The 26,257-nt window shown below is 55.4% G+C and carries 25 protein-coding genes; 14 read left to right on the forward strand and 11 right to left on the reverse strand.

All coding sequences use genetic code 11. From position 1 onward, the window contains the following. Positions 1 to 10: 10 nt before the first annotated feature. The 4 genes from ppx to HGO37_RS08360 all read right to left on the reverse strand — a co-directional run bounded on the left by ppx (position 11) and on the right by HGO37_RS08360 (position 5,652). Complete coding sequence (ppx, locus tag HGO37_RS08345) at positions 11 to 1,531, reverse strand: exopolyphosphatase (RefSeq protein WP_250982923.1); 1,521 nt, start codon at positions 1,529 to 1,531, stop codon at positions 11 to 13. Next, complete coding sequence (locus HGO37_RS08350; RefSeq protein WP_250982924.1) at positions 1,528 to 3,729, reverse strand: RNA degradosome polyphosphate kinase; 2,202 nt, start codon at positions 3,727 to 3,729, stop codon at positions 1,528 to 1,530. Before HGO37_RS08350 ends, ppx begins: the two co-directional genes overlap by 4 nt. A 64-nt stretch (positions 3,730 to 3,793) precedes the next feature. Continuing rightward, a complete protein-coding gene (gene hdaA, locus HGO37_RS08355; protein WP_250982925.1) occupies positions 3,794 to 4,507 on the reverse strand; it encodes a DnaA regulatory inactivator HdaA in 714 nt (237 codons plus the stop codon). Next, positions 4,504 to 5,652: an AI-2E family transporter gene (locus HGO37_RS08360; protein WP_192487470.1), complete on the reverse strand. Its 1,149-nt coding sequence runs from the start codon at positions 5,650 to 5,652 to the stop codon at positions 4,504 to 4,506. The genes hdaA and HGO37_RS08360 overlap by 4 nt, the downstream gene beginning before the upstream one ends. 225 nt (positions 5,653 to 5,877) lie before the next feature. Between HGO37_RS08360 and purM the strand changes: the two genes are divergently transcribed. Further along, positions 5,878 to 6,951: a phosphoribosylformylglycinamidine cyclo-ligase gene (gene purM, locus HGO37_RS08365; protein WP_250982926.1), complete on the forward strand. Its 1,074-nt coding sequence runs from the start codon at positions 5,878 to 5,880 to the stop codon at positions 6,949 to 6,951. Further along, complete coding sequence (purN, locus tag HGO37_RS08370) at positions 6,948 to 7,616, forward strand: phosphoribosylglycinamide formyltransferase (protein ID WP_250982927.1); 669 nt, start codon at positions 6,948 to 6,950, stop codon at positions 7,614 to 7,616. The genes purM and purN overlap by 4 nt, the downstream gene beginning before the upstream one ends. 34 nt (positions 7,617 to 7,650) lie before the next feature. On the opposite strand, the gene HGO37_RS08375 is transcribed toward purN, so the two are convergent. Both HGO37_RS08375 and HGO37_RS08380 read right to left on the reverse strand, forming a co-directional pair. Then, positions 7,651 to 8,274, reverse strand: coding sequence for an NUDIX domain-containing protein (locus HGO37_RS08375; protein ID WP_250982928.1), 624 nt, complete (start codon positions 8,272 to 8,274; stop codon positions 7,651 to 7,653). Positions 8,275 to 8,399: 125 nt separating this feature from the next. Further along, complete coding sequence (locus HGO37_RS08380; RefSeq protein WP_502941404.1) at positions 8,400 to 10,592, reverse strand: molybdopterin oxidoreductase family protein; 2,193 nt, start codon at positions 10,590 to 10,592, stop codon at positions 8,400 to 8,402. 8 nt (positions 10,593 to 10,600) lie between these two features. On the opposite strand from HGO37_RS08380, the gene HGO37_RS08385 reads away from it, so the two are divergent. Continuing rightward, complete coding sequence (locus HGO37_RS08385; protein ID WP_250982930.1) at positions 10,601 to 11,449, forward strand: 23S rRNA (adenine(2030)-N(6))-methyltransferase RlmJ; 849 nt, start codon at positions 10,601 to 10,603, stop codon at positions 11,447 to 11,449. A 21-nt stretch (positions 11,450 to 11,470) separates the two neighbouring features. Here the strand turns inward: HGO37_RS08385 and HGO37_RS08390 are convergent, their stop codons facing one another. Further along, on the reverse strand, positions 11,471 to 12,418 hold the full coding sequence (locus HGO37_RS08390) for a lysylphosphatidylglycerol synthase domain-containing protein (RefSeq protein WP_250983238.1): 948 nt from the start codon (positions 12,416 to 12,418) through the stop codon (positions 11,471 to 11,473). 356 nt (positions 12,419 to 12,774) lie between these two features. Between HGO37_RS08390 and HGO37_RS08395 the strand changes: the two genes are divergently transcribed. Together HGO37_RS08395 and HGO37_RS08400 are read left to right on the forward strand one after the other, a co-directional pair. Further along, positions 12,775 to 13,530: a ribonuclease T2 family protein gene (locus HGO37_RS08395; RefSeq protein WP_502941393.1), complete on the forward strand. Its 756-nt coding sequence runs from the start codon at positions 12,775 to 12,777 to the stop codon at positions 13,528 to 13,530. Between the two features lie 9 nt (positions 13,531 to 13,539). Next, entirely contained in the window at positions 13,540 to 14,136 is a 597-nt protein-coding gene (locus HGO37_RS08400) for a glutathione S-transferase (protein ID WP_250982932.1), read from the forward strand. A 142-nt stretch (positions 14,137 to 14,278) separates the two neighbouring features. Here HGO37_RS08400 and HGO37_RS08405 read toward each other — a convergent pair whose 3' ends face one another. After that, positions 14,279 to 14,932, reverse strand: coding sequence for an outer membrane protein (locus tag HGO37_RS08405; RefSeq protein ID WP_192487462.1), 654 nt, complete (start codon positions 14,930 to 14,932; stop codon positions 14,279 to 14,281). 372 nt (positions 14,933 to 15,304) lie between these two features. On the opposite strand from HGO37_RS08405, the gene HGO37_RS08410 reads away from it, so the two are divergent. The 5 genes from HGO37_RS08410 to HGO37_RS08430 all read left to right on the forward strand — a co-directional run bounded on the left by HGO37_RS08410 (position 15,305) and on the right by HGO37_RS08430 (position 19,624). Beyond that, positions 15,305 to 16,069 carry an SDR family oxidoreductase gene (locus HGO37_RS08410; RefSeq protein ID WP_250982933.1) on the forward strand — a complete coding sequence of 255 codons (765 nt, stop codon included), beginning with the start codon at positions 15,305 to 15,307 and terminating at the stop codon, positions 16,067 to 16,069. Then, positions 16,066 to 18,108 carry an excinuclease ABC subunit UvrC gene (gene uvrC, locus HGO37_RS08415; protein WP_250982934.1) on the forward strand — a complete coding sequence of 681 codons (2,043 nt, stop codon included), beginning with the start codon at positions 16,066 to 16,068 and terminating at the stop codon, positions 18,106 to 18,108. Before HGO37_RS08410 ends, uvrC begins: the two co-directional genes overlap by 4 nt. A gap of 102 nt (positions 18,109 to 18,210) precedes the next feature. Further along, positions 18,211 to 18,798 carry a CDP-diacylglycerol--glycerol-3-phosphate 3-phosphatidyltransferase gene (gene pgsA, locus HGO37_RS08420; protein WP_250982935.1) on the forward strand — a complete coding sequence of 196 codons (588 nt, stop codon included), beginning with the start codon at positions 18,211 to 18,213 and terminating at the stop codon, positions 18,796 to 18,798. Continuing rightward, positions 18,798 to 19,052 (forward strand): molybdopterin converting factor subunit 1, encoded by a 255-nt coding sequence (gene moaD / locus HGO37_RS08425; protein WP_192487458.1) that lies wholly within the window; start codon positions 18,798 to 18,800, stop codon positions 19,050 to 19,052. Before pgsA ends, moaD begins: the two co-directional genes overlap by 1 nt. 116 nt (positions 19,053 to 19,168) lie before the next feature. After that, positions 19,169 to 19,624, forward strand: a complete 456-nt coding sequence (locus tag HGO37_RS08430) for a molybdenum cofactor biosynthesis protein MoaE (RefSeq protein ID WP_250983239.1) — start codon at positions 19,169 to 19,171, stop codon at positions 19,622 to 19,624. Positions 19,625 to 19,636: 12 nt separating this feature from the next. Here HGO37_RS08430 and HGO37_RS08435 read toward each other — a convergent pair whose 3' ends face one another. Beyond that, positions 19,637 to 20,533, reverse strand: coding sequence for a branched-chain amino acid ABC transporter permease (locus HGO37_RS08435; RefSeq protein ID WP_250983240.1), 897 nt, complete (start codon positions 20,531 to 20,533; stop codon positions 19,637 to 19,639). A gap of 65 nt (positions 20,534 to 20,598) precedes the next feature. Here HGO37_RS08435 and HGO37_RS08440 point away from each other — a divergent pair, with 65 nt between their 5' ends. Both HGO37_RS08440 and HGO37_RS08445 read left to right on the forward strand, forming a co-directional pair. Continuing rightward, positions 20,599 to 21,147 carry a CGNR zinc finger domain-containing protein gene (locus HGO37_RS08440; RefSeq protein WP_250982936.1) on the forward strand — a complete coding sequence of 183 codons (549 nt, stop codon included), beginning with the start codon at positions 20,599 to 20,601 and terminating at the stop codon, positions 21,145 to 21,147. Further along, entirely contained in the window at positions 21,144 to 21,650 is a 507-nt protein-coding gene (locus HGO37_RS08445) for a hypothetical protein (RefSeq protein WP_250982937.1), read from the forward strand. The genes HGO37_RS08440 and HGO37_RS08445 overlap by 4 nt, the downstream gene beginning before the upstream one ends. A 124-nt stretch (positions 21,651 to 21,774) precedes the next feature. On the opposite strand, the gene ndk is transcribed toward HGO37_RS08445, so the two are convergent. Then, positions 21,775 to 22,197, reverse strand: a complete 423-nt coding sequence (ndk, locus tag HGO37_RS08450; RefSeq protein WP_018898730.1) for a nucleoside-diphosphate kinase — start codon at positions 22,195 to 22,197, stop codon at positions 21,775 to 21,777. Between the two features lie 82 nt (positions 22,198 to 22,279). After that, positions 22,280 to 22,969, reverse strand: coding sequence for a glutathione S-transferase family protein (locus HGO37_RS08455; RefSeq protein WP_250982938.1), 690 nt, complete (start codon positions 22,967 to 22,969; stop codon positions 22,280 to 22,282). 230 nt (positions 22,970 to 23,199) lie between these two features. Here HGO37_RS08455 and HGO37_RS08460 point away from each other — a divergent pair, with 230 nt between their 5' ends. Next, the gene (locus tag HGO37_RS08460; protein WP_250982939.1) at positions 23,200 to 24,285 is read left to right on the forward strand and encodes a GGDEF domain-containing protein; all 1,086 of its coding nucleotides are present in this window, start codon (positions 23,200 to 23,202) and stop codon (positions 24,283 to 24,285) included. Between the two features lie 82 nt (positions 24,286 to 24,367). Then, entirely contained in the window at positions 24,368 to 26,251 is a 1,884-nt protein-coding gene (locus HGO37_RS08465; RefSeq protein WP_250982940.1) for an ABC-F family ATP-binding cassette domain-containing protein, read from the forward strand. Positions 26,252 to 26,257: the final 6 nt, after the last annotated feature.

The raw sequence follows: 26,257 nt of genomic DNA on the forward strand, positions 1-26,257 counted from the left end.
GCTTCTGATTTTATTCGAAAACGAAAGCCAGCTTCTTGCCGGTTAGTTTTGCCAGCTGCTGCAAACGGCCTTCAAGCCGTTCACCGGCAAAATCGCAATAGTCATGCGGCACCACGAACTCCAGATCGACATCCGGGTTTTCCGAAACGCGGAAACGCAGGTGATCAATCACACCGGGCATGGAGGCAGAGAACAAGTAGACTACACGCAACATGCCACCCACCAGCTTGGCCAGTTCCGACAGGCGGTCACCGGCAATCGCCGTCAACGGCTTGGTCGTGCCGTCATCATTGAGGCCTTCGAAGCGGTAGTAGTTGGCAAGTGCGATATAGGCGCGGCCGGGATGGCTGATGCCAACAAAGGAGGAGTGGGCGATGATGTTGACGGCCTGCAAACCGCGATAATCCGGATGTGCGCGCCAGCTGATATCGGCCAGAAGGCAGGCGGCACGCCGGTAGCGGCTTTCTTCCACCGTTTCCTCAATGCCGAAGACCGGTATAGTCCGACCACTCCAGTCTTCCAGCTCACGGGCATGTTCGGGCGAACGTGCACGCAGAATGGCAAGCTCATCGGCAGAGACCAGCAGCGGATCGGTATCCTGATCCTCTTCGCTAAGCAGCGAATAGAGATAACCTTCGCGCACGCCCTGAGCAGAAAACACCACTTTGGAAGGTTTCATCGCTTCCAGCACTTCACGCATGGCGATGGCGCCGTAGGGCAAAAGCGAACGGCGGCTTTTTGAGACCGCCTGCCATGCCGGATCTTTCGAATCCTTGGCCGTGATGACGTCATCGAGGAATGCCAGCATTTCCTGCAACGGCACTTCGTAACCCTGCATCATGTGCAGCGGGTACTGGCGAATTTCCATGTGCAGCTTGGCAATACTGCGCCATGTCCCGCCAACCGCGTAGAAGGTACGGCCCTCGCCCTTGGCGAGCAGCTTGGCGGTCTTGATCTGTTTCTTGGCAAAGGTAGCGGCCTTTTCAAGCGAGCTTCCAGATGTCTCGGACAACCTGATACCACCGAGCGGCAAGGTAATGCCCTGCCCGCAGGATTTGCCCTTGATATCGATCAGTTCAAGCGAACCGCCGCCAAGGTCACCGGCAATGCCATCGGGGTCATAAAAACCGCTGATGATGCCGTATGCCGAATAGAGCGCTTCTTTTTCGCCGGAGAGGACTTCGATTTCGCAGCCCAGAATCTCTTCGGCTTCACGGATAAAATCAGGTCCGTTGCTGGCTTCACGCGCGGCAGCGGTTGCCAGCACATAGAGTTTGTGGGCTTGGGCCTGTTCTGACAGGGCACGGAAACGACGTAGTGACGCAAGCGCGCGGCTTACCCCTTCGTCGTCCATACGACCGGTAAGCGCCAGCCCCTTACCCAGACCGCACAGTACTTTTTCGTTAAAAAGTACTGCCGGTGCACGGGACAAACCTTCATAAACGACGAGACGAACAGAGTTCGAACCAATATCGATGACGGAAACGGGGGCGATGCCGGTAAGCCGCCCCTGTGCTTCTGATCTTGTCATTCAGCCTGTTTCTTGCGAGCCGAGATAAGACCCGCAATCAGTTTTGGCGCACTGGATTTCAAGGCTTCACCACGTCCGGAAAGGCTGGGATTGGTCATGAAGTAGTGCTGCGCGTTGAACGGTTCCTCGCCCTTGCGCACCTCAATGCGCCTAGACGTTCCGTCGGCAAGTATCTCGTAGCTTTGCTGGTTGTCAATCAGGTTACCCAGCATGATCTGTGAAAGAACTTGCTCATGCACCGTTGGGTTAACCAACGGCACCAGCGTTTCAACACGTCTGTCAAGATTGCGCGGCATCATATCGGCGGAGCCGATATAGACCAGCGACTTTTCCGAAGGCAGGCCATATCCGTTGCCAAAGCAGAAAATACGGCTGTGTTCCAGGAAGCGTCCAACGATCGATTTGACGCGGATGTTTTCCGAAAGGCCGGCAACCTGCGGACGCAGGCAGCAGATGCCACGGATCACCAGATCAACTTCAACGCCTGCTTCACTTGCACGGTACAGCGCATCGATGATTTCAGGATCAACGAGCGAATTCATCTTCATCCAGATGGCGGCCGGCGCGCCATTCTTGGCGTGCTGGATTTCATCATTGATGTGCTTGATGATGCGTGGGCGTAGCGTGTAGGGCGAAACCGCCAGCTTCATGCCCTCTTCCGGCTCACCATACCCCGTGATGAAGTTGAAGATATTCGCCATGTCGTGGGCGATCTTCGGGTTGCAGGTGAAGAAGGAAAGATCGGTGTAGATCTTGGCGGTAATCGGGTGGTAGTTGCCCGTTCCAAGGTGGCAATAGGTGCGCAGCTTGCCGTCTTCACGGCGAACGACCATCGACATCTTGGCATGCGTTTTCAGTTCGATAAAGCCAAACACCACCTGAACGCCAGCGCGCTCAAGATCGCGGGCCCAACGTATGTTTGCCTCTTCATCGAAGCGCGCCTTCAACTCGACAAGCGCCGTCACCGACTTGCCGGCTTCGGCAGCATCAATCAGTGCACGAACGATCGGGCTGTCATTGGAGGTACGGTACAGTGTCTGCTTGATAGCCAGAACATCCGGGTCGCGGGCGGCCTGCAACAGGAACTGCGCCACGACGTCGAAGGATTCGTAGGGGTGGTGAACAACCATGTCCTTTTCGCGGATCGCGGCCAGGCAATCACCGGCATGTTCACGCACACGCTCCGGGAAGCGGGCATTGTAAGCCTCGAACTTCAGCTCGTCGCGCGGTGCCTTGACGATTTCGGAAATCGTATTCAACGCCAGAAGGCCGGGCAGAACGGCGACGCGATTTTCCGGCACACCGAGTTCGTGGACCACGAACTGACGCAGGTATTGCGGCATTTCGCTGTCGGTCTCGATACGGATAACCGAGCCGCGACGACGGCGCTTCAGAGCGCTTTCGAAATAGCGAACCAGATCTTCCGCTTCTTCTTCAACTTCAAGATCGCTGTCACGGATCAGGCGGAAGGTACCAAAACCCTTGACGGCATAACCGGGGTAAAGCCTGTTTATGAACAGCCCAACCACATCTTCCAGCGTGATGTAGCGAATGGTGTTACCTTCATCCGGCAGACGGATGAAGCGGTCGAGTGCTGGCGGCAGGCGCAGAAGGCCGGTCATCGGCTCACGACCATGCAGGCTTTCCAGCTGCAGAACCATGGAGAAACCAAGGTTTGGAATGAACGGGAACGGGTGCGCAGGGTCGATACACAGCGGTGTCAGAACCGCAAAGATTCTTTCCTCGAACTCTGTCTCAAGCCAGAGGCGATCCTCATCAGCCAGTGCGGCAGGGCGCACAATGTAGATATCTTCCTTGGCAAGATACTGCTGCAGAACAGCAAGCGACGCCTGCTGCTCCATCTGCAGGTTGTCGATTTCTTTCAGGATGTCTTCGAGCTGTTCAGCTGGTGTCTTTCCATCCGGCGTCCTGACAGTGATCGACTGGCGCACCTGTGCCTCAAGGCCGGCGACGCGCACCATGAAAAATTCATCGAGATTGGCGGCGGAAATCGAGAGAAAACGCAAACGCTCCAGCAGCGGATGCGCGACGTTCAGCGTCTCCTCGAGAACGCGGCGGTTGAACTGCAACCAGGAAAATTCGCGGTTGATAAACCGCTCAGGGCTGTCCCACAAAGGGCTACGCTGAGGAGCTTCTGTAATGCCCTGTTCGTGACTGTCCTGTACTGCCGAATCCATCAACAACTCCACCCGTAAAACATTGTTCTGCCATTATAACAGTTTGACGACGGAACTGTGACAGTCAATCATCATCCATGTCATTGCCTGGTTCGTTCAAAACCTCTGCGGCCAGGGCTCGAGTGATGCGGATACCACGGGCAAGCGCCAGCCTGTCCAGCTTCTCCACCACCGTCTGCGCCGCATCCAGTGAACGCTCCATTCGCGCCACGATATAGCTGATGATTTTGTCATCCATGTAAAGCTGACGATCAGCAAAAAGCTTCATCAAAACCTGTGCGAGAAGGTCCTCGTCCGGCTCACCGATTTCCACCACGGTCGCCGCCTTGAGGCGCGAGCGCAGATCTGGCAGCGTGACCGGCCAGGCAGATGGCCAAAGCCGGGTGGTGATCAACAGTGATGTACCGTTTTCCCGGACACTGTTGATGACATGGAACAGTTCCGTGTCATCAAAACCGTTGCGATCAGCATCTTCAAATATTACCGGACCGGTTTCGGCCTTGCGGGCGGCTTGGCTACCTGCAATGGGATGAATGTCGGTGGCACCGCTCTTTTCCCGCCAGATATTGGCAAGGTGCGATTTTCCAGAACCGATAGGGCCGGCCAAAATCACCACCGGCGACGGCCAGTTCGGCCATGCATCGACAATTGATACGGCAGCATTCAAGGGCGCAGACACCAGCAAGTCATCGCGGCTGGACGCCGTGACATGAGAAAAGACGAGTGGAAGCTGCTCGGCTTTTGGCCGGGCCCGGTCAGGATTTTGTGGGTCGTTCATTTCTGGCTCTGTGTGATCGTCTTGACGGCTGCTTCATCCTTTTGCCCCTCCCAAGGCAAAGCTTGCGCACGTCCGTGGTATAAATCGCTTTCAAGATATCGCGACAGGGCAAACCGCACGAGTACGCCCACCGCCGCTGCCGCCGGCACCGCAATCAGCAGACCGACGAAACCAAACATCGCACCGAAAGCAAAAAGTGCGAACATCAACCATACCGGATGAAGGCCCACGCTGCCACCCACCAGTTTAGGCTGGAGAACATTGCCTTCCATGAACTGGCCAGTGAAATACACGCCCAGAACAATGGCAATCGACACGTAATCCGCACCGAACTGTACGAGGGCCACGCCGCCGGCAATCAGCAGGCACAGCGTCGCACCAACATAAGGAATGAAGCTGAGCATGCCCGTTGCAAAACCGATCAGCAGGCCGAAATTCAGGCCGGCCAGAGAAAGGCCTACGGCATAATAGATGGCCAGGATCAGGCACATGGAGCCCTGCCCGCGTACGAAACCGGCAATGGTGGTGTCCATGTCGCTGGCGATCTGGCGTACGGTCTGCACATGATCGCGTGGTATCCAGCTGTCGACCTTCTTGATCATGCGATCCCAGTCCAGCAGCAGATAGAAGGCAACAACAGGTGTCACCACCAGCAGCGACACGACATCCAACAGAGATTTGCCGGAGTTCCAGATCTGCGTCAGCAGCGTGCCAATAAAACCGGCGCCCTCTGCCAGCAGCTTGGAGAAGTTTTCACGGATGGATTCGACCTGTGCGGCCACCCAGTCCGGCAGGATTGTCGAACCGGTGCCAGCAACAAGCTGCTGCAGAGACGAGATATAGCCGGGAATACGGGTGATGAAATCAGAAGCCTGCGCCACGACCACCGGAATGATGATGATTAGCGACAGGGCAAACAACAGCACAAAGGTAATCAGAATGACCACTGTCGCCATCATGCGGCTCAAACCGCGACGCTCCAGCCAGTCGGCAACCGGATCAAGAAAATAGGCCAGCGCCATGCCTGCAACGAATGGCAGAAGGATGGAACTGAACACCGTCAAAAAGATCACAAAGATCGCAAGCGCGCCGATCCAGAAAAACACCTGGCGTCGCAAATTTGTGCCACTGATATGAGGTTGCATCGTCGGTTCCTTGTGGCGCAATCGCCTTTGCATTTCATCAGGAGATAGGATGCACCTACCGGAACGGTCAAGACTTGATCGGGTTTAAGGCCACAGCGAACAGGCAGAAGTGAGGAAAACGTGGTCAAACCCGTGAAAAAGCGGGACAGAGGCCCTGGTTACTCTTGCATAACACCCTCGCTCATGCGAAGGGCACGCCAAAAGGCGATAGCGGAGACAACAGCCATGAGCCAGTCCGGCAAGAACGGTCTTACCTACAGCGATGCAGGCGTGGATATCGACGCCGGAAACCTGATGGTCGAGAAAATCAAGCCTGCTGTTCGCTCGACGCGCCGCCCCGGCGCTGATGGTGAAATTGGCGGCTTCGGCGGTCTCTTCGATCTCAAGGCCGCAGGCTTCAAGGATCCGGTTCTGGTTGCGGCCAATGACGGCGTCGGCACCAAGCTGAAGATTGCTATCGACGCAGATTATCATGACACGGTTGGTATCGACTTGGTTGCCATGTGCGTCAACGATCTGGTCGTACAGGGCGCCGAGCCACTGTTCTTCCTCGACTACTTCGCAACAGGCAAGCTGGACCCGGATCAGGGCGCTGCCATCGTATCCGGCATTGCGGCCGGTTGCCGCGAATCCGGCTGTGCGCTGATCGGTGGTGAAACCGCTGAAATGCCTGGCATGTATTCCGATGGTGATTACGATCTGGCCGGTTTTGCAGTTGGTGCAGCCGAGCGTGGCCAGCTGCTGCCAGCCGGCGACATTGCCGAAGGCGACGTTATTCTGGGCCTCTCCTCCTCTGGCGTTCACTCCAATGGTTTTTCGCTGGTGCGCAAGATCGTGTCGCTGTCTGGTCTTGAGTGGAGTGCACCTGCACCATTCGCAGAAGACAAGAAGCTGGGTGAAGCCCTGCTGACCCCAACCCGCATCTATGTGAAGCCACTTCTCAAGGCGATCCGCGAAACCGGCGCATTGAAGGCACTGGCACACATCACCGGCGGTGGCTTTCCGGAGAACATTCCGCGCGTTCTGCCAAAGCACCTCGCCGCAGAAATCGATCTCGGTTCGATCAAGGTACCCCAGGTCTTCTCATGGCTTGCCAAGACCGGCGGCGTTGCCGCCAATGAAATGCTGCGCACCTTCAACTGCGGCGTCGGCATGATTGTTGTCGTCTCGGCTGAAAACGCCCAGAAGGTGACCGACGCGCTGACCGCAGAAGGCGAAACCGTATTCCCGCTTGGCCGTATGATTGCCCGTAACGAGGGTGATCATGGCACGGTTTACAAGGGTACGCTTGGTCTATGATTAACCAGTCCTCGCCTGCCCGCAAAAAACGGGTTGTGGTTTTTATTTCCGGCGGCGGTTCCAATATGCTGGCGCTGGTTAAGGCATGCGAGGATCCATCTTTTCCAGCGGAGATTGCATGCGTCATCTCCGACAAGGCGTCGGCTGGCGGTCTGGAAAAAGCCGGGGCACTTGGCATTGCCACCCTTGCCTTCGAGCGCAAATCCTTTGCCAGCAAGGCAGAGCATGAGAGCGCCATTTTGGCGGCACTTGCTGACATCAATCCTGATATCATCTGCCTTGCCGGCTACATGCGCCTGATTTCGGGTGACTTTATCGCGCCCTATGAAGGCCGCATCATCAATATCCATCCATCGCTGCTGCCGCTTTTCCCCGGCCTGCACACCCATGATCGTGCAATCGCATCCGGTGCAAAGATTACCGGCTGCACTGTGCATTTTGTGACCGAGGGTATGGATGAAGGTCCGGTGATCGGCCAGGCTGCGGTTCCCGTTCTGGCGGATGATACCGCCGAAAGCCTTGCAACCCGAGTGCTGACTGTTGAACACCAGCTTTATCCGCTTGCGCTGAAGCGTCTCGCCGAAGGCAAGGTGCGCATGGAAGGCGGCAAGGCAATCTGCGAAAGCGGCGCCACAGACGCCACCTCCTTTATCATTTCCGCTTGAAGCCGCGAGCCGCCGAGGTTTAGGCTATTCGCCTTTACAGCGTCTGCCGGTTCAGCATTGCCCATTGCAGCAGGATGATTGTCTTTGCGTCGGTGATTTCGCCCGTGGAAATCATCGCAAAGGCATCGTCGAGCGACAGGGCGATGACTTCCAAGTCTTCGCCTTCGCTGTCGAGCCCACCGCCCTCACCTGCCTTGATATCCAGATCGATCCTGCCGAAAAACAGGCTGACCTTTTCCGTCAGCGTGCCGGGGCTGGCATACATGTCGAACAGATATTTGACGCTCTCGACCGCATAACCGCTTTCTTCCATTGCCTCGCGGCGAATGGCATCTTCGGCATTGTCGTCATCCAGCAGGCCTGCTGGCACTTCCAGCAAGAAGGCGGGTTCACCATTCATGAACACCGCCGGACGGAATTGGCGCACAAACACAACCATGTTGCGTGCCGGATCATACAGAAGAATGGCGGCAGCACTGCCGTGATCATGCACTTCTCGGTCAATGCGGATGACGCGGCCATCAGGCATTTTCTGGTCAAACACCAGTGTTTGCATATGCACGAAGCGTTTCCAGACGGTTTGTTTTTCAACCAGCGTAATCCGGCCATCATCATTGGCTGCCAGAGAGCCGCTATTCACCCGATTATCCACACTCATCTCCATTTCTAATTCCGCTCGTCACGTCACGACACAAGACAATCAGCATGTATCGTCGCGCCACGAGGTACGACGCCTAATACCGTTTTTACCATCTTCATGGCGTCCGCAAGACAAGCTAAGCCTTACGCCTTGCGAAGCCAGACCTTGTTGTCGTGGAATGCAGCACCGCCATAGGGGGCTGGCGAATCCGCGCCTGTCAGAACATTGATGCCCTCGCCGTCGAGATGTGCCTTGTTTGGCCACAGCCCTTCAGCGATCAGCACGCCCACGCGCGCACCGGCGACGATCTTGGCGTGAAGCCTGACTTCGCCGCGTGTATTGCCAATGCGCACCACATCGCCATCAGCAACAGCAAAGGTCTCGGCATCCTCTGGACAGATCATCACTTCCGGACGACCTTCCTTTTGCAGCGATGTCTTGGTTTCGCTGAAGGTCGAGTTGAGGAAGTTACGCGCTGGCGACGTGGCAAGCCGGAACGGGTGTTCGGCATCGGCCGTCTCGATCACATCGACCTGATCGGGAAACAGTGGCAACTGGTCCACAGGCCCCATCAGGCCAACATTCTCTGGTGGCTTGTCCGGTGACGGACCGTTGCGCCAATCAGGGCTGAAACGGAATTTTCCATCCGCATGACCAAAGCCCTGCAGATAATGGGCGACCTCAAAGGGTGGCTGGGCATCAATCCACTTGTCTTCCAACAGAGCGTCAAAACCCGGCCAGCCACTGGCCGACAGGATGCGGTCAACATGTTCACGTGCCGTCAGGCCAAAACCCGGCATATGGCTGACACCGAGGCGCTTGGCCAGTTCCTCGATAACAAACAGGTTGGCGCGCACCGTTTCAGGCGGCTCCACCAGCTTGGGACCAAGGGTGATGTGGTTCTGTCCCCCAGCGCGGTAGATATCGTCATGTTCCAGGAACATGGTGGCGGGCAGCACGATATCGGCGACCTCTGCCGTTTCCGTCATGAACTGCTCATGCACGGCAACAAACAGGTCGTTCCGCATGAAGCCCTGCTTCACAAGCCGCTGTTCCGGCGTGACATTAATCGGATTGGTGTTCTGGATCAGCATTGCCGTCACAGGCCCACCATTGCGAAGCGCTGCGGCATCACCGGTCAGCACACGGCCAATCTGCGACTGGTCAAGCTGGCGAATATCCGCATCAGCATAGGCAGTGCCCATCAATTCGGATTTGTCGAGGCGGAAGATTTCGCCATTGTTGTGAAATGCACCACCGCCTTCATATTGCCAGGAGCCGAGCACAGTTGCGATGGACAGCGCCGCGTGCATTGCAACTGCGCCATTGCGCTGGCGGGAAAAACCGTAACCGAGACGGAAGAAGCTCTTTTTGGTCGTGCCGACCAGCCGCGCAAAGGCCTCGATCTCCTCGACCGACAGGCCAGTGATCTGCGAGGCCCATTGTGGTGTTTTGCTTTGCAAGTGGGCTTCGAGCCCGGCGGGATCATCGGCAAATTTGGCCATATAGGCACGGTCGGCATACCCGTCGCGAAATGCGATATGCATGACAGCACAGGCGAGCGCCGCATCAGTGCCGGGTTTCAGCACCAGCCCCAGATCGGCCTGTTTCATGGTCGGGTTGTCGTAGATATCGACGACGACAATCTTGGCACCACGTTCCTTGCGTGCCTTGACCGCATGGGTCATGACATTGATCTGTGTCGCGACTGCATTGGTGCCCCAGATCACCACGACATCGGCCTTGGCCATCTCGCGTGGGTCCGGCCCACGCAATGCGCCGGTGCCCATCACATAACCGGTCCAGGCGGTATTGGTGCAGATTGTGCCGAAAAATCCGGAATACCGTTTGGCATGGCGCAGTCGCTCAATACTGTCTCGCTGCACCTGCCCCATGGTGCCGGCATAAAAATACGGCCAGACGGCTTCCGAACCATGTACGGCTTCTGCCTTTACAAAAGCATTGGCAATTTCATCCAGTGCGTCATCCCAGCTGATTTCCTGCCAGTCACCAGCCCCTTTCGCACCCTTGCGGCGCTTGGGGGTCAACAGTCGGTCGGGATGATAAATCCGTTCGGAATAGCGGGCCACTTTTGCGCAGATGACACCTGCGGTATAGGTATTGCTATTGGCTCCGCGCACACGGCCAATACGCCCTTCAGAGGTGATATCCACCTCAAGAGCGCAAGCGGAGGGACAGTCATGCGGACAAACAGTGTGTCCGGTGGTGGATTTGGGTGAAATCTGGGTCGCAACGTTCATCAGTTTTCTATATTGCAAGTGTGAGGCGGCCAAAAGTGCCAACTGACCATCATCAAGATTATTCATAAAAGGCATCGGCACGCATGAATTACCGCCATATCTATCACGCAGGCAATTTTGCGGATGTTCTCAAACACGCGGTTCTGGCGCGGCTGGTTCGTTACCAGCAGAACAAGGACAAGGCTTTCCGGGTTCTGGATACCCATGCCGGTATCGGGCTTTATGACCTGTCCTCCGAAGAGGCGCAGAAGACAGGCGAATGGCAGACCGGCATTGGCAAGCTCATGCAGGCGGAGCTTGCCGCCCCTGTCGCCGATCTCTTGGAACCTTACCTCTCCGCCGTACGGGAACTGAACCCCGATGGTGGCGTCAAGCTTTATCCCGGCTCACCCAAGCTGACCCGCCTGTTGTTGCGCCCTCAGGACCGGTTGTCCGCCATGGAACTGCATCCGGACGACGCTCGAGCATTATCGCGCCAGTTCGAAGGGGATTTTCAGGTTCGTGTTACCGAACTGGACGGCTGGCTGGCGTTGGGCGCCCACCTGCCGCCTAAGGAAAAACGCGGCCTGATTCTCGTAGATCCACCCTTTGAGATCGCCGGCGAATATGAGCGTCTGGTCGATGGACTTGCCAAGGCTTACCGACGTTTTGCAACAGGCACCTATTGCCTGTGGTATCCCATCAAAAAAGGCGCACCGATCAAGGGCTTTCACGAGCAATTGCAAGCGCTCGAAATCCCCAAGATGCTGTGTGCCGAACTTTCGGTGCGCAGCGACCGCGAAGAGGGATTGAGCGGTTCCGGCCTGATCATCGTCAACCCACCCTTCACGCTGAAGGATGAGTTGCACACGCTCTTGCCAGTACTGAAAACCATCATGGCGCAGGATCGTTATGCGTCCCAGCGGGCCTTCTGGTTGCGCGGCGAGGCCTGAAACCTCGCCGGCCGCGTGGTGTCAGCCACTCGTAGACGGTTCGTCCGGCTCGGACAATTTTGCCCGTTCAAACAGCAGAATGACGATCAGCCCCATGACCAAGGGGATGATCAGGTAAAACAGGCGGAACACCAGAAGAGCCGCAATGACATCTGCCGGGTTCATATCCGGCAGGCCGGTGACGAACAACAGTTCGAGCACGCCAAGGCCACCCGGGGCATGGGAAATCAAGGCCGCAGAAAAAGACACCAGGAAGATGCCGAGAATAACCATGTAGCCGGGGTTACCGGCTTCCGGCAGCGCAAAATAGATAATGCCAGCCGCACCGATCAACTCCAGCGGACCGATGATAAGCTGTTGTGCGACCAAGGGCGGGGCCGGATAGGGAAACACACGGCTTCCAATTTTCAGAGGGCGTGGTCTCAGCAGACTTCCGGCGACATAGATGCCGCAAAGCACCAGCAATATGCAGCCAGTTGTCCTTGAAGCACCAACCGGCAGCAGGTCACCGAAGCGTTCGGTGATGTCTGGTTCATAAACCAGCACCAGACCGGTCAGGAACATTGTGCCGAAGAAAAAGGTAAAGGAGCACATGGCCACCAGAATACCCACTTCCGTGCCACTGAGACCTTTCGACGTATAAGCGCGGTAACGCACCACAGCGCCTGAGAACACCGACGCACCGACATTGTGCGACAAGGCGTAAGTGGTGAACGAGGTCAGTGTAATAAAAAGAAGGTTCACCTTGCGGCCAAGATGCTGCAAGGCGATCCGGTCATATCCGGCAAGGGCCGCGTAGGCCAGAAGTGTTGAAAGTGCAGAAAGCGACCAGCCTTTCCACGAAATCGCTGTCAGGCTGTCCCAGACATCATCAAGCGATAATCCGCGTACTTCATGGTAAAGCAGCCATATCGAGAACCCTATCGTCGCGAGGCCGACGACCGGCCATAGATATTTCTTCACTTTCATACGCACATGCCCGCTTGTTCCTCCCGGCAGCGTCTCTGCCTTGTTCACACTCCATCCTATCCATCAGCGTGATCACTGATGAATAACGCGACGAGACGACAAAAGGCTGCACAGCCTTTTCATCTTTGCGCACGCCAACGAATTAAAAGATTCGTCCAACTTTAGTCGTTATCTGAATAAACTTTCAACCTTTACCATCGCGTTTATCGTATCAAACAATAGTTGAAATCCCTCCAGAAAATGCGCGATGGCCCCGTTTTTCTGGGGTGTAAAGCTGATATAAAGTTGAAACACATTTCAGTTATCCATTCAGGTAATTGCCCTATGCCTCATGCCTACGAACGTCCTTGCTGCCCATGAAACAATATGCAGGCATAATTGCGCTTGGCGTGATGGCTGTGGCCGCGGCAGTTTTGTTTCGTGAGGAAGCACCTGCTCCTCAGAAACCGGTAGTGCCTTCACCCCAAATTCAGTCTGGTAACAACACGCAGACAACCGGCACCGCACCAGTTGGTACGCCGACAAGTACCCTGCCAAAGTCCACAAGTTTTGATTTTTACGTGCTGTCCCTGTCATGGTCGCCCAGTTACTGCGCGAGTTCCGAAGGCGCGGGCAACCGTCAGCAATGCGGCACCAACCGCCGTTATGGTTTTGTGGTGCATGGCCTGTGGCCACAAAATGAAAATGGCTACCCGCAGTTTTGTTCAAGCAGCGAGCCAGAACGCGTTCCCGATGCGCTGGGCAGATCGATGTTCGACATCATGCCGTCAATGGGGCTGATCGGTCACCAGTGGCGTAAACACGGTTCCTGCTCCGGGCTTTCGCAAAAGGACTATTTTGCTGCCACACGGGCTGCCTTCGACGCGGTAAAGTTGCCGCAGACGATTTCACAAGGCCAGAACAATCAAACAATCTCTGCCGACGGGCTGGAGAAGGCGTTCATTGCCGCCAATCCGCGCATGAGCCAACAGGGTATCTCAATCAGCTGCGACGGCGGACGTTTTGAAGAGGTCCGCATCTGCCTCACCCAGGATTTGCAGTTCCGCACCTGTCAGCAAGTCGACAGGCAGGGCTGCCAAACAAAACAAATGACCATTCCCCCCATCCGATAGGAAACATCCATGGAACTGCTTTATTCCCCTGCCTCTCCCTATTCCGCCAAGGTGCGTATGGCTGCCCGCTATCTTAATCTCGGCATCAAGGACGTCAGCGTCGATACCAATGCCGAACCGGCGACGCTGATCGACAATAATCCGCTTGGCAAGATTCCGACCTTGCTGTTGGATGACGGTAATTCGGTTTATGACAGCGTCGCCATCATGCATTATCTCGACCGGCTTTCGCTTGGAAAACTCTATCCAAAAAAACATCAAAAACGCGCCGATGCGGAAATCCTCGAAGCGCTGTGTGACGGCGTAATGGATTGTCTGCTCGCCATTGTTTACGAGCGCCGTTTCCGTCCGGAAGAAAAAATCCACCAGCCATGGATCGACAAGCAGTGGAGCAAGGTTGCGCGTGCACTGGACTACCTCAACGGTAACCTGCCCAAAACAGGTAAAAAACTGAATGGCGGCCATTTCGCGCTTGCCGCGATGATCGGTTATCTCGACCTGCGTTTTGCTGGCGAATGGGCGACCGGCCGCGAAGACCTGGCCGCCTGGCCAGAAAAATTCGGCAAGCGCTTCAAGGAATATGCCGAGATGAAGACACCGGCGTAATCGGACTCTTCAACCACCGACATACAAGAAGAGCAGAGAGGCCCGCCTCTCTGCTCTTTTTATTGCACGCCTTACATCAAAAAAGCGCATAAAAAAACCGGGGCTGTTGGCCCCGGTTTTCTTTTAATCGCGTTTCCGCAGATTAGAACTTCACGCCGATACCGACCTTAACGCTGTGGTCGTCGTAACCACGGGAGAAGGAACCAGAGTCAAGTGTGTAGTCCTTCTTAGCGTAGTCAGAGTAACGGTACTCAAGACGAGCTGTGATGTTGTCGGTTACGAGAGCTTCAACACCTGCACCAACAGTGTAGCCGAGTGCTGTCGCGCTGTCGCTGGACGTTGCGTCACGCAGCTTGTTCTCGGAGATTGCGAGACCACCCGTACCGTAGATCAGGAATGGGTTCATGTCGTAACCAACGCGAGCACGCAGCGAGCCGTTTACGCCCTGCTTGCCGGAAAGACCGGTGCCAACTGCACCAGCAGAACCGCTTTCATCGCCGAGGCCGATGTCTGCTTCTGCACCGTAGACGATCTGGCCATTCTGCCAGTTGTAACCGCCGTACAGACCGCCGCCGAAGCCCTTGGCATCGCGACCGTCGTTGCTGCTGCTAAAGCGGCCCCAATCATAGTTTACGGTACCACCAACGTAAGCGCCGGACCAATCGGAAACCGGTGCTGGCTGCTCATAAGCAACTGGTGCCTGTGGAACTTCGTTGACCGCGTCAGCCGCCTTGGCTGCCGAGAAAGCTCCTGCTGCCATCGTGGAAGCCATAAGAGTTGCAACAAAAATACGCATGTCATTCTCCTTTTCACCACCGCATTGTGCGCTAAACCAAAGTCTCAACGCGGTTAAAAACAGTTAGGTTCCCTGCCCTTCTGGAAATTGAAAATGATGGGTGAATGAGGAGATCAAAAAGCCAAACTGTGAATTCTTTGTGGCGCGGCAGTGACTGAAGTTTGACGTTGCTAAAATACAACGAAATTTTGTTAAGGATAACACTTCATTAAATTCAGAGCAGTCGATTTTTACATGTATTTATTTAAAATAAACGCCAAATATACTTAAAACCCTATTCCTGTATAACCCGAAACGACGCTGTACAGGGCTTCGAAATTTGATTTATATCGTCTTCCTATATACTTAGATGCAGATATAAAGCCGGTTTCGATGGAAAAAATACCCAAAACAGTCTTGATCACCGGTGCTTCCAGACGACTTGGGCGGGCAATTGCCGAGGATATGGCTGCTCACGGCTTCGCTATTGCTGTCCATGCACGCTCTTCCATACTCGAAGCAGAAGAGTTCGCTAATACAATAAGGCGCAACGGTGGCAAAGCGCAGGCTTTTGCGGCAGACCTCGCCGATATCGCCTCGACATCCGATTTGATGGAAAAGGCCAGTAATGCGTTTGGTCCTATCGGAATTCTCATCAATAACGCCTCGATTTTCCGAAGCGACTCGGCTGATACATTCGATTCGGCGACATTTGACGCACATTTTGCCGTTCATGTCCGTGCGCCGTCCATTCTGGCAGCCGGATTGATGCACCAGTTGCCGCAGGACATGAACGGGCTGATCGTCAACATTATAGACCAGCGCGTCTGGGCACCCAATCCACGCTTTTATTCTTATACCTTGTCTAAATCCGCACTTTGGACGGCAACGCAGACCATGGCGCAGGCCTTTGCACCTCGCGTGCGGGTGAATGCCATTGGCCCCGGTCCGTCATTTAGAAGTGAAAGACAGCGACCACAGGACTTTCAGGCGCAGATCGACGGCCTTATATTAAAGAGAGGACCGCAGCCGGATGAATTCGGCCGCACGGTTCGTTTTCTTTTTGACACACCGTCTATCACCGGGCAGATGATCGCCCTTGATGGCGGGCAACACCTCGCTTGGGAAACCCCTGACGTGGCGGAGATACCTGAATGAACGGACAGAAGCTGCCCGAGGGCGGCATTCTCTTCGATGAAACCGACGATGATGAAGATGACGCCATTGCTTCGTCCCCTGAGAACGAAGTCGCAAGCGTTGGCGCATCCATTGACTGGTCTGCCGGATGGAAAAATGAAACTGGCCTGAAGGGCATGGACCTGATTGCCGAGTTTGTGAAACACCTGCCGAACCGGCCGGGCGTTTATCGCATGTTCAACGACGCAGGCGACGTGCTCTACGTCGGCAAGGCACGTTCGCTGAAAAAGCGTGTCGGCAATTACGCCCAGGGCCGCTTCCACTCCAACCGAATTGGCCAAATGGTGCGGCTGACGGTGAATATGGAGTTTGTCACCACCCGCACGGAAACCGAGGCTCTGCTGCTGGAAGCAAACCTCATCAAACGTCTGCGCCCCCGGTTCAACGTGCTGCTGCGTGACGACAAGTCGTTTCCCTACATTCTTATTACGGCTGACAATCGCGCCCCTGCGATCTTCAAACATCGTGGCGCGCGCGCCCGTAAGGGCGATTATTTCGGGCCTTTTGCGTCGGCCGGTGCGGTCGGACGCACCATCAACTCGTTGCAACGGGCGTTTCTTATCCGCACCTGCACGGACAGTGTGTTTGAAACGCGCACCCGCCCCTGTCTGCTTTACCAAATCAAACGATGTTCCGGCCCCTGCACGCATGAAGTCAGCGATGCGGGGTATGCAGAACTTGTTCAGGAAGCCAAAGACTTCCTTTCGGGCAAAAGCCAAAGCGTAAAGACCGCGATTGCCCGGCAGATGAACGAGGCGGCGGAAGATCTGGATTTCGAGCGCGCTGCCGTCTACCGCGACAGGCTAGCAGCCCTAAGCCATGTGCAGAGCCATCAGGGCATCAATCCCGCTGGAATTGATGAAGCTGACGTGTTTGCCATTCATCACGAAGGTGGCATTTCCTGTATCCAGGTATTCTTCTTCCGCACCGGACAGAACTGGGGTAACCGCGCCTATTTTCCGAAAGCCGATCCTTCTTTGCCGCCTTCGGAAGTCCTCAACGCGTTTCTGGCGCAGTTTTACGACGACAAACCGGTGCCAAAGCAAATTCTGCTTTCCGAGACAGTAGAAGAACAGGAACTGCTGGCGGCAGCACTTGGCGAAAAGGCCAACCACAAGGTCACGATCTCGGTGCCGCAACGCAGTGAGAAAAAGGATATCGTTGACCACGTATTGGGCAATGCGCGCGAAGCGCATGGACGCAAGCTGGCGGAAACGTCCTCTCAGGAACGCTTGCTGAAAGGTTTTGCAGACACCTTCAACCTGTCTTATGTGCCACGCCGTATCGAAATCTACGATAACTCCCATATCATGGGCACCAATGCTGTTGGCGGCATGGTGGTGGCGGGACCGGAAGGTTTCGTGAAGAACCAGTATCGCAAGTTCAACATCAAATCGACGGACATCACGCCCGGCGATGACTTTGGCATGATGCGCGAGGTGATGACCCGCCGGTTTTCACGCCTGTTGAAAGAGGAAGGCAAACCCGATCGCAACCAGGTTACGTCAACCGAGGATGCCGCTGACATGCCTTTCCCCGCATGGCCGGACGTTATCCTGATCGATGGTGGCCAAGGCCAGATGTCCGCGGTTCGTGGTATTCTGGATGAACTTGATATTCGCGATTGCGTCACAGCCATCGGTGTTGCCAAGGGTGTCGACCGTGATGCCGGCCGAGAGCGTTTCTTCGCCGACGGTCGCAGCGACTTTTCCCTGCCACCACGCGATCCGGTTCTCTATTTCATCCAGCGCATGCGCGATGAAGCGCACCGTTTTGCCATCGGCTCCCACCGGGCACGCCGCAAGAAAGAAATGATCAAGAATCCGCTGGATGAAATCAGTGGTATTGGGCCCGGCCGCAAACGCGCGCTTTTGCAGCATTTCGGTACGGCAAAAGCCGTTTCACGGGCTGGTCTCAACGACCTGATGAATGTAACCGGCATTTCCGAGGCGGTTGCCCGGCAGGTTTATAATCATTTTCACGAAAATGGCGCAGAATGACGATCTCCTCGTCATCTGCTTGCTAAAAAAAACACAAACAGATGTTGACGCTGACAGCGTGCGGCTTCATCTAAAGCTGAAATTCCGTAAGGCAGGTTCTCAATGGCTTCTCGCGCGTACAATATTCCGAATCTTCTTACCTATGCCCGTATTCTGGCCGTACCGGTCATTGTGCTGTGCTTCTTTGTGGAAGGACAGCTGGCAAGCTCGGATTTTGCGCGCTGGACAGCGCTGTGGATTTTTATCGTCGCCTCTATCACCGACTTTCTCGATGGCTATCTGGCACGTATCTGGAACCAGACATCCAACATCGGCCGCATGCTGGACCCGATTGCCGACAAGCTGCTGATTGCCTCTGTTCTTTTGCTGATGGCAGCAGATGGCACGATTGCCGGTTGGTCGGTATGGGCCGCCATTACTATTCTGTGCCGTGAAATCCTTGTTTCCGGCCTGCGCGAATATCTCGCTGCATTGAAGGTGTCCGTTCCGGTCACGCAGATCGCCAAGTGGAAGACCACCATCCAGATGGTGGCCATTGCCTTCCTGCTGGCCGGCCCTGCCGGCGACAAGGTTCTGCCTTACACCACCGAAACCGGTATCGGCCTGCTGTGGCTTGCCGCCGCGCTGACGATTTACACTGGCTATGACTACTTCAGGGCTGGCCTCAAGCACATCGTGGACGCCGAATAATGACACGTCTCGTTTATTTCGCCTGGGTTCGGGAGAAGATTGGCACGGCCGAAGAGGAGTTGGATATCCCCGCTTCGGTCAAAACAGCAGGTGATCTGCTGGCCTATCTGACGACGCTTGGCGAGAATTACGAGGCGGCGTTTGAATTTCCGCACGCCATTCGAGTTGCGGTCAATCAGGAACATATCGACCACGATGAAAGCATCGAGGGCGCACGCGAAATCGGCATTTTTCCACCGATGACCGGCGGCTGATTGGGATGGAAGGGCGCAACACCCCTTCCCTCAATTCTGTGCTTTTCACAGAATGAGGGTGTCCGTAGTTACACCCCGGCCAACTCACTAAGAGCTGTTACGAGTACACCATGACGATCAAGCCGACCATTTGTGTGCAGTCCGATGACTTCGATGCAGCCGCTGAAGCAAAAAAGCTGACCGACAATGACCGCAGCATTGGCGCAGTCGTTACTTTTACCGGTCTTTGCCGTGATGACGGCGGCACATTGTCTGCACTGGAGCTTGAGCATTATCCCGGCATGGCGGAAGCGGAACTGAACCGCATAGCCGCGCTTGCCATTGAACGTTTTGACCTTCTTGGTCTGACGGCCATCCACCGTTTTGGCAAAATCCCAACCGGCGACAACATCGTTCTGGTTATTGCCGCCTCGCGTCATCGGCAGTCAGCCTTTGATGGCGCAAACTTCGTGATGGACTATCTGAAAACATCCGCGCCGTTCTGGAAAAAGGAACATGGCAAGGATGGCAGCGCTGGTGAATGGATCAATGCCAAAAACGCCGATGAAACGGCCAAGGACAAGTGGCGCTAAGCACCACCATCCCTATGGTCTTTGAGTTTCGCTTCTGCGGATCACCAACCAGACCACAAGCCCCAGCAGCACGGCTGCGTCGCGCCACATGACCGGACCATAGCCGCCCCACAGCGTCTCTGCCACTCCGATGCTTGCCGCGCCATAGGCAGAGGAAAGCGGACTGGAATAACCGCCAGCCGCCGAGATCAGCACGATCTTCAACCCGAATGTCAGCCCAGCGCCAAAGTCCATATTGCCATAATAGCTGGTCGCAAAAATCGCGGCGATGGCGGCAAGGCAGGCGGCCAGACAATAGGACAGCAACAGGATACGGCCGGAATTGACACCACATAGCTCGGCTGCAAAGGCATCATTCGCCACAGCTTTCCATTGCCGCCCAAAAGTCGACACGCGCAGGTAATAATTGATCAGTGCAATCAGGCACACGAAAACCGCCGTGTTGAAAAGCTGCACGGCCGTCACCGTCAGGGAAAAGCCCTGATAGGAGAACAGCACAATCGGTCCCTGAAACAGAGGCGGCAACCATAAGACCCGCGTATTTGCTGCAAGCCGCGCGCCCTCCATCAGGGCAATCAGCACGCCAAGACCTGCCACCATGACCGCATTGGGTGAGGCCATCACCAAGGGGCGAATGATCGTGCGTCCGGCGACCACGCCCGTCCACAGCCCAGCCAACAGCGCGAAGGCTGCGCCAAAAGCCAAGGTGGCTGGCAGAATAAGCCATAGCTGGTTCCAGCCGAAATCCGCAAACAACAGATAGGTCTGGCCGGCAAAAGCGAAGATTGCGCCATAGGTCACATCGGCACGCCGGGTCAGGGAAAAAACGATCGTGTAACCAAAGGCCAGCACGGCATAAAGCGCTGCAATGGGGATGGCATTCAAAAGCTGCTGCACGAAATACGCCATCACGCCGCCCTCAACCGTTGTATTATTATAACTGGTAAAAGTCATTTTAATAGTTATAATTTGGCATGGATTTTTCGTGGACACCACACCGATTTTCTGGCGGCGCGCTTGCCCTTGATGTGGCAAACAGTGTGATTTTGCGATTTTCTCCCGAAAAATCTCTCGACCGGTTTGCCGTCCCCGCGCAGATCGACAGTTTTTCGGCCGCCGCAAGTGCGCTGAGCGGTGACCAAAAACACGGTGCTGCGTTGGTGCCGACAGAGGCACGCAATCGTCCCATTCTGCTTTCGCTGCGTGAGGCAACTGACAGCTACTTTCGAATGGCGGTCTCGGGAATTGATGACCGCCTGTTATTGGCGCGGTTGCTGGAGACGGCTGCGGCAGCGCTTCGTCATGCGCCGCACGATCAATCGCTGGAAGCCGCAACCGCCAGATCAGCGCTGCAGCTGATTGCCGGCACCGAGCGGCAACGCATCAGGATTTGTGGCAATTGCGGCTGGCTGTTCATTGACCGTAGCAAGAACCGCAGCCGCGTCTGGTGTGACATGGCCGTGTGCGGCAACAGGCAAAAAGCTGCCCGCCACTATCATCGCACAAAGGAGGAAACGGCATGAAGAGGTTCAGCCTTGCATTGCTCCTTCTGGCTGCGGTGTCGATGGCCAGTTGCCAGCGCGAAGACCATGGCGACATCGCCAAACTGTCCGGCCGCATGTTTGTGTTCAATTACCGGGTGGCAAGCGCCAATTATCTGGTCACGCTGCAACCGTTGGCACCGATCACGGCTGGCAGCACGGCAGAGGCGGAGTTTGAAAATCCACGCGGCGGTGCTCCTCTCTCGACCGTCGAGAAGCTGTTTCCCAAAACGGAAAAAATTGTGTTGCAAAGCCCGCCAATTGAATGCGTCAAAAAAGGTCGGCCTTACAAGGTGACGATCCGGCTGAAAGATGCCGATGGGTTGTTACGGCAAACAATCGAAACCAGCATAAGCTCGAACACCGATCAGTCACTGCTGCCGGCCAAGCCGCTGGTCGTCGGGCCGCTTTATACACCGAACCCGGATGTGTTTCGGAGCGATGGCACGACGGACATGAGCCCTGTTCAGGGTTGCCCGACATAAAGCCAACACCTCCAAAACCCTAAACACCAATAAAAAACGGAGCCTTTCGGCTCCGTTCTTCAATGTATTTCAGTTGTTTGAACCGTTTCCCTGAAAAGGTGATTCAGGTTGCTCACAAACTGATTCAGCCAACGATTTCTGTTTCTGCGAACCAGTAAGCGATTTCCTGAACAGCTGTTTCCGGAGCATCGGAACCGTGAACGGAGTTTTCGCCGATCGACAGAGCGAACTGCTTGCGGATGGTGCCTTCGTCAGCGTTTGCCGGGTTGGTAGCGCCCATGATTTCGCGGTTCTTGAGGATAGCGTTTTCGCCTTCCAGAACCTGAACGATGGTCGGACCAGAAGTCATGCCTTCAACCAGTTCACCGAAGAAAGGACGCTCTTTGTGAACAGCGTAGAAGCCTTCAGCTTCGCGCTTGCTCATCCAGACGCGCTTGGACGCGATGATGCGCAGGCCGTTGTCTTCAAATACCTTGGTGATGGCGCCAGTGAGGTTACGCTTGGTTGCGTCCGGCTTGATCATCGAAAATGTGCGTTCAATCGCCATGTGTCCGTTTCCTTGTCCTTTAAAGAAAGTGGGCGGTGTTTACCCGCCCAAAGGCCCGAAAACAAGGGGGATCGCCCAAGTTTCATGCGGGTGTCACACTCCGACCCCTCGCACCATAGAGATCAAGGCAACGCTCGAACCACTCTCGCACCGGGTCATCAGCGCCAAAAAGATCGACGCCGGAAACAATCCGTGCCCATTGCAAGGCACCAAACACGATGTAGTCGGCAAACAGCGGGCCGTCGCCACCGATAAAGGGCTGATAGCCCAAGGTGCGGCGCAACGGTTCCAGTTTCTGCGGGAAGGCCGCAATTTCTGCATCCCGCTCCGCACTGGCTTCTTCCAACGATTTGCCGAGAGCCCGTGTCCGGCTTTCGCGGAAATAGACCTGATCCTTCTGTTCCAGCATGTCATGGATATCCACAACCGCAATGCGAACAATTGCCGGGTGCAATGTGGTTTGCGACCAGCTCTCGATCATCCGTGCCATGGCCTTGCCGCCTTCGCCATTAAACAGCGAGGGCCGTTCCGGGTAGGCTTCATCGAGATAGAGAGCAATCTGGAAACTGTCATTCACCAGATAGTCGCCGTCACGCAGGATAGGAACGGTTTTTGAAAAGCCGCCCTCTACATCGGGAATGGCGCTGAAAGGCAGTGGTCTTTCTTCAAAATCCAGCCCTTTGTGCCCCAGTGAGAGAACTGTTTTCCAGCAATGTGGTGAAAAAGGCCGGGCCGTATCCTTGCCACAAAGGGAATAAAGCGTTCTCGACATTCAGTGTTCTCCTGGCTGCTATTCGCCCTATCAAATCTCATCTTCTGACCATGATCAAATCAGCAATTATCATAGCGCCTATCAATAATAACAATAACGAAGCATCGTTCCCTAAATACAGAATTCTGTAGTGAGGCCTTTATTCAATTTTAAGGAGAGTTTGTCATAAGACGATGGAATTGCTGCAATAACCATCAAAAATACAAGTAATCGCAAATATACGTAATTGCTTGGGCATCATTTCGTTCGACAAGGGGACCAAGACGGATATGGGCGCAGAACTGGCTAAAAAGGCGACAAAGAGTGTTGCCAGAAATAACCTCGTTGCTTCCAAGATCATCCAGTTCATGGCGAAGATGCATGTTGCCCCGATCCCTCGCAACTATGAACTGTTTTATGAAGTCTTGTCTGGCCACAACCCTGAAATGGGACGCGATATACTCGCGCTTGGCAATGCACCGCAGCAGCACGACCTAGACGAGATTGGCCTGAAATACAATTTGCCGGGGCATTGCGGCATTACCGCCGGCAAAGCTGCCTCCGAGATCAGCCGTACCATTGAACAGATTTCGCAGCGTCTGACTGTTGCGCTGCACCGCTCCACCTCGCTTCTCGCTTCCTCGGGCCTCGATGCAGACCATATCGGCACGCAGGAAGAGCTATTGCATTTCGCCGCCTCGCTTCATGAGGAACAATCCAGCCTGCTGCATTTCGTGACCAAAGGCCTGGAAACCATGCAGGAGTGTGAGGCCAGCATTGAAAAGGCTCGCCATATTTCCTTGCGCGACCACTTGACGATGCTGCCCAATCGCATCGCCTTTGCTGAAAAACTCTCCGCCCTGTTCATTGACAAGCAACCGCAGACCCACTTTGCCATGCTGCTGGTCAATATCGACAATTTCCGTCATGTGAATGAGCGTTATGGCGCAACAGCCGGCAACCGTGCCCTGCGACGTCTGGCAGCCCTGTTCCGCAAATCGATCAAGAAGCAGGATTTTGTCGCCCGCACAGCTGGCAACGAGTTCGCGTTCCTGTTTTCGGAAGTTCCACTCAACGCAGCCGAAAACATCGCGGAGCGTCTGCGTCGCACCGTTGAATCGCTGCGTTTTATCAACAAGACCGGACAAGACGACAAACTGACCGTGTCGATCGGTGTCGCTGTTGTCGATGGACTGACCTCAGCCGCCGAGTTTTATGGCAATGCCGAAATTTCGTTGCTGGCGGCGCGCAGCCGTGAAGGCAACTGTGTGGTTCCCTATTCGCGGGACGTCGCCAAACGTTCGCGCAACAGCTATCTGCTGCAAATCGGCGCCTGAATTCAAAAGCCCTCAAATTCCTGACGTAAACTGTGGCTTTCACGCTCTTGCCTTAAGCCAAGAGTTCAGCCAAAACGGCGCCATGATTACGATTAGCGACCTTTCAGCCCGCATTGCCGGACGCCTTCTTCTTGACCACGCCAGCGTGACACTGCCGTCCGGCACCAAAGCCGGTCTGGTGGGACGCAATGGTGCTGGAAAATCCACCCTGTTTCGGGTGATTACCGGCGATATGGGCGCTGAAAGCGGCGCCGTCACCATTCCTAAAAACGCACGTATTGGCCAGGTGGCCCAGGAAGCGCCTGGCACCGAGGACAGTCTGATCGAGATTGTTCTGGCGGCCGACAAGGAACGTGCTTCACTGCTGCTGGAATCTGAAACCGCAACGGATCCGCATCGCATTGCGGAAATCCAGATGCGGCTTGTCGATATCGACGCCCATTCGGCGGAGGCGCGCGCCTCCAGCATTCTGGCCGGTCTCGGCTTCAACCAAGAAGCACAGCTTCGCCCGGCATCGTCATTTTCCGGCGGCTGGCGCATGCGTGTGGCGCTAGCATCCGTGCTGTTTGCGCAACCGGACCTGTTGCTGCTCGACGAACCGACCAACTATCTCGACCTTGAAGGTACGCTGTGGCTGGAAGATTATATCCGTCGTTATCCCTACACGGTTATCATCATCAGCCACGACCGTGACCTGTTGAACAATGCGGTCAATGCCATTGTGCATCTGGACCAAAAAAAGCTGACCTTCTATCGCGGCGGTTACGACCAGTTTGAGCGCCAGAAGGCCGAAAACGACGAATTGCAGATGAAGGCCAAGGCAAAGAACGATGCCGCGCGCAAACACCTGCAAAGCTTCATCGACCGTTTCAAGGCCAAGGCCTCCAAGGCAAAACAGGCGCAGAGCCGCGTCAAGGCTCTGGAGCGCATGGGTACCGTCGCGTCTGTGATCGAAGATCACGTCCAGCCGATCACCTTCCCGGAACCGGAAAAGCAGCCCGCCTCGCCCATCGTTGCGATCAATGGCGGCGCAGTTGGTTATACGCCGGGCAACCCCATTCTCAAGGGATTGAACCTACGCATCGACAATGACGACCGTATTGCGCTTCTGGGTTCCAACGGTAACGGCAAATCGACATTTGCCAAGTTTATCTCTGGCAAGCTGGCTCCTGAAAGCGGTGACCTGCGACTGGCGCCGTCCCTCAAGATCGGCTTTTTCGCGCAACATCAGTTGGATGATCTGATCCCGGATGAAACGCCGGTGGAACATGTGCGCAAGCTGATGCCGCAGGCACCGGAAGCCAAGGTGCGCGCCCGCGTTGCCCAGATGGGTCTGGCCACGGAAAAGATGGCAACGGCTGCCAAGGATCTGTCCGGTGGTGAAAAAGCCCGCCTGCTGATGGGCCTGGCCGCGTTCCACGCGCCAAACCTGCTGATCCTCGACGAACCGACCAACCATCTGGATATCGACAGCCGCCGCGCCTTGATTGAGGCACTGAACGACTATGATGGTGCAGTCATCCTGATCTCGCACGATCGCCACCTGATCGAGGCAACCGTTGACCGGTTGTGGCTGGTAAACAACGGCACCGTGACGACCTTTGAAGGCGACATGGATGAATACCGTGACCTCATCGTTTCCTCGGGTAAAAAAAAAGAAGAAAAAGTTGAAGTCGCAGTAGATGCGGCTTCAAAGGCGGATCAGCGCAAGGCGAATGCTGAAAAACGTGCCACGCTGGCGCCACTGAAGAAAAAGATCAATGAAATCGAATCGCTGACAGCAAAACTTGAGAAGCTGATTCAGTCTCTCGATGCGGAACTCGCAGACCCTGCCCTTTACGAAAAGGCGCCAGCCAAAGCTGCGCAGAAGGTGAAGGAACGTGGCGAGGCCGCCGCCAAGCTTTCCGATGCGGAAGAGCAATGGCTGCTGCTTTCCAGCGAATATGAAGAGGCAATGGCCGGTTAAAATCTT

This window comes from Rhizobium sp. CG4 (genome assembly GCF_023701965.1).
Classification (GTDB): Bacteria; Pseudomonadota; Alphaproteobacteria; order Rhizobiales; family Rhizobiaceae; genus Agrobacterium.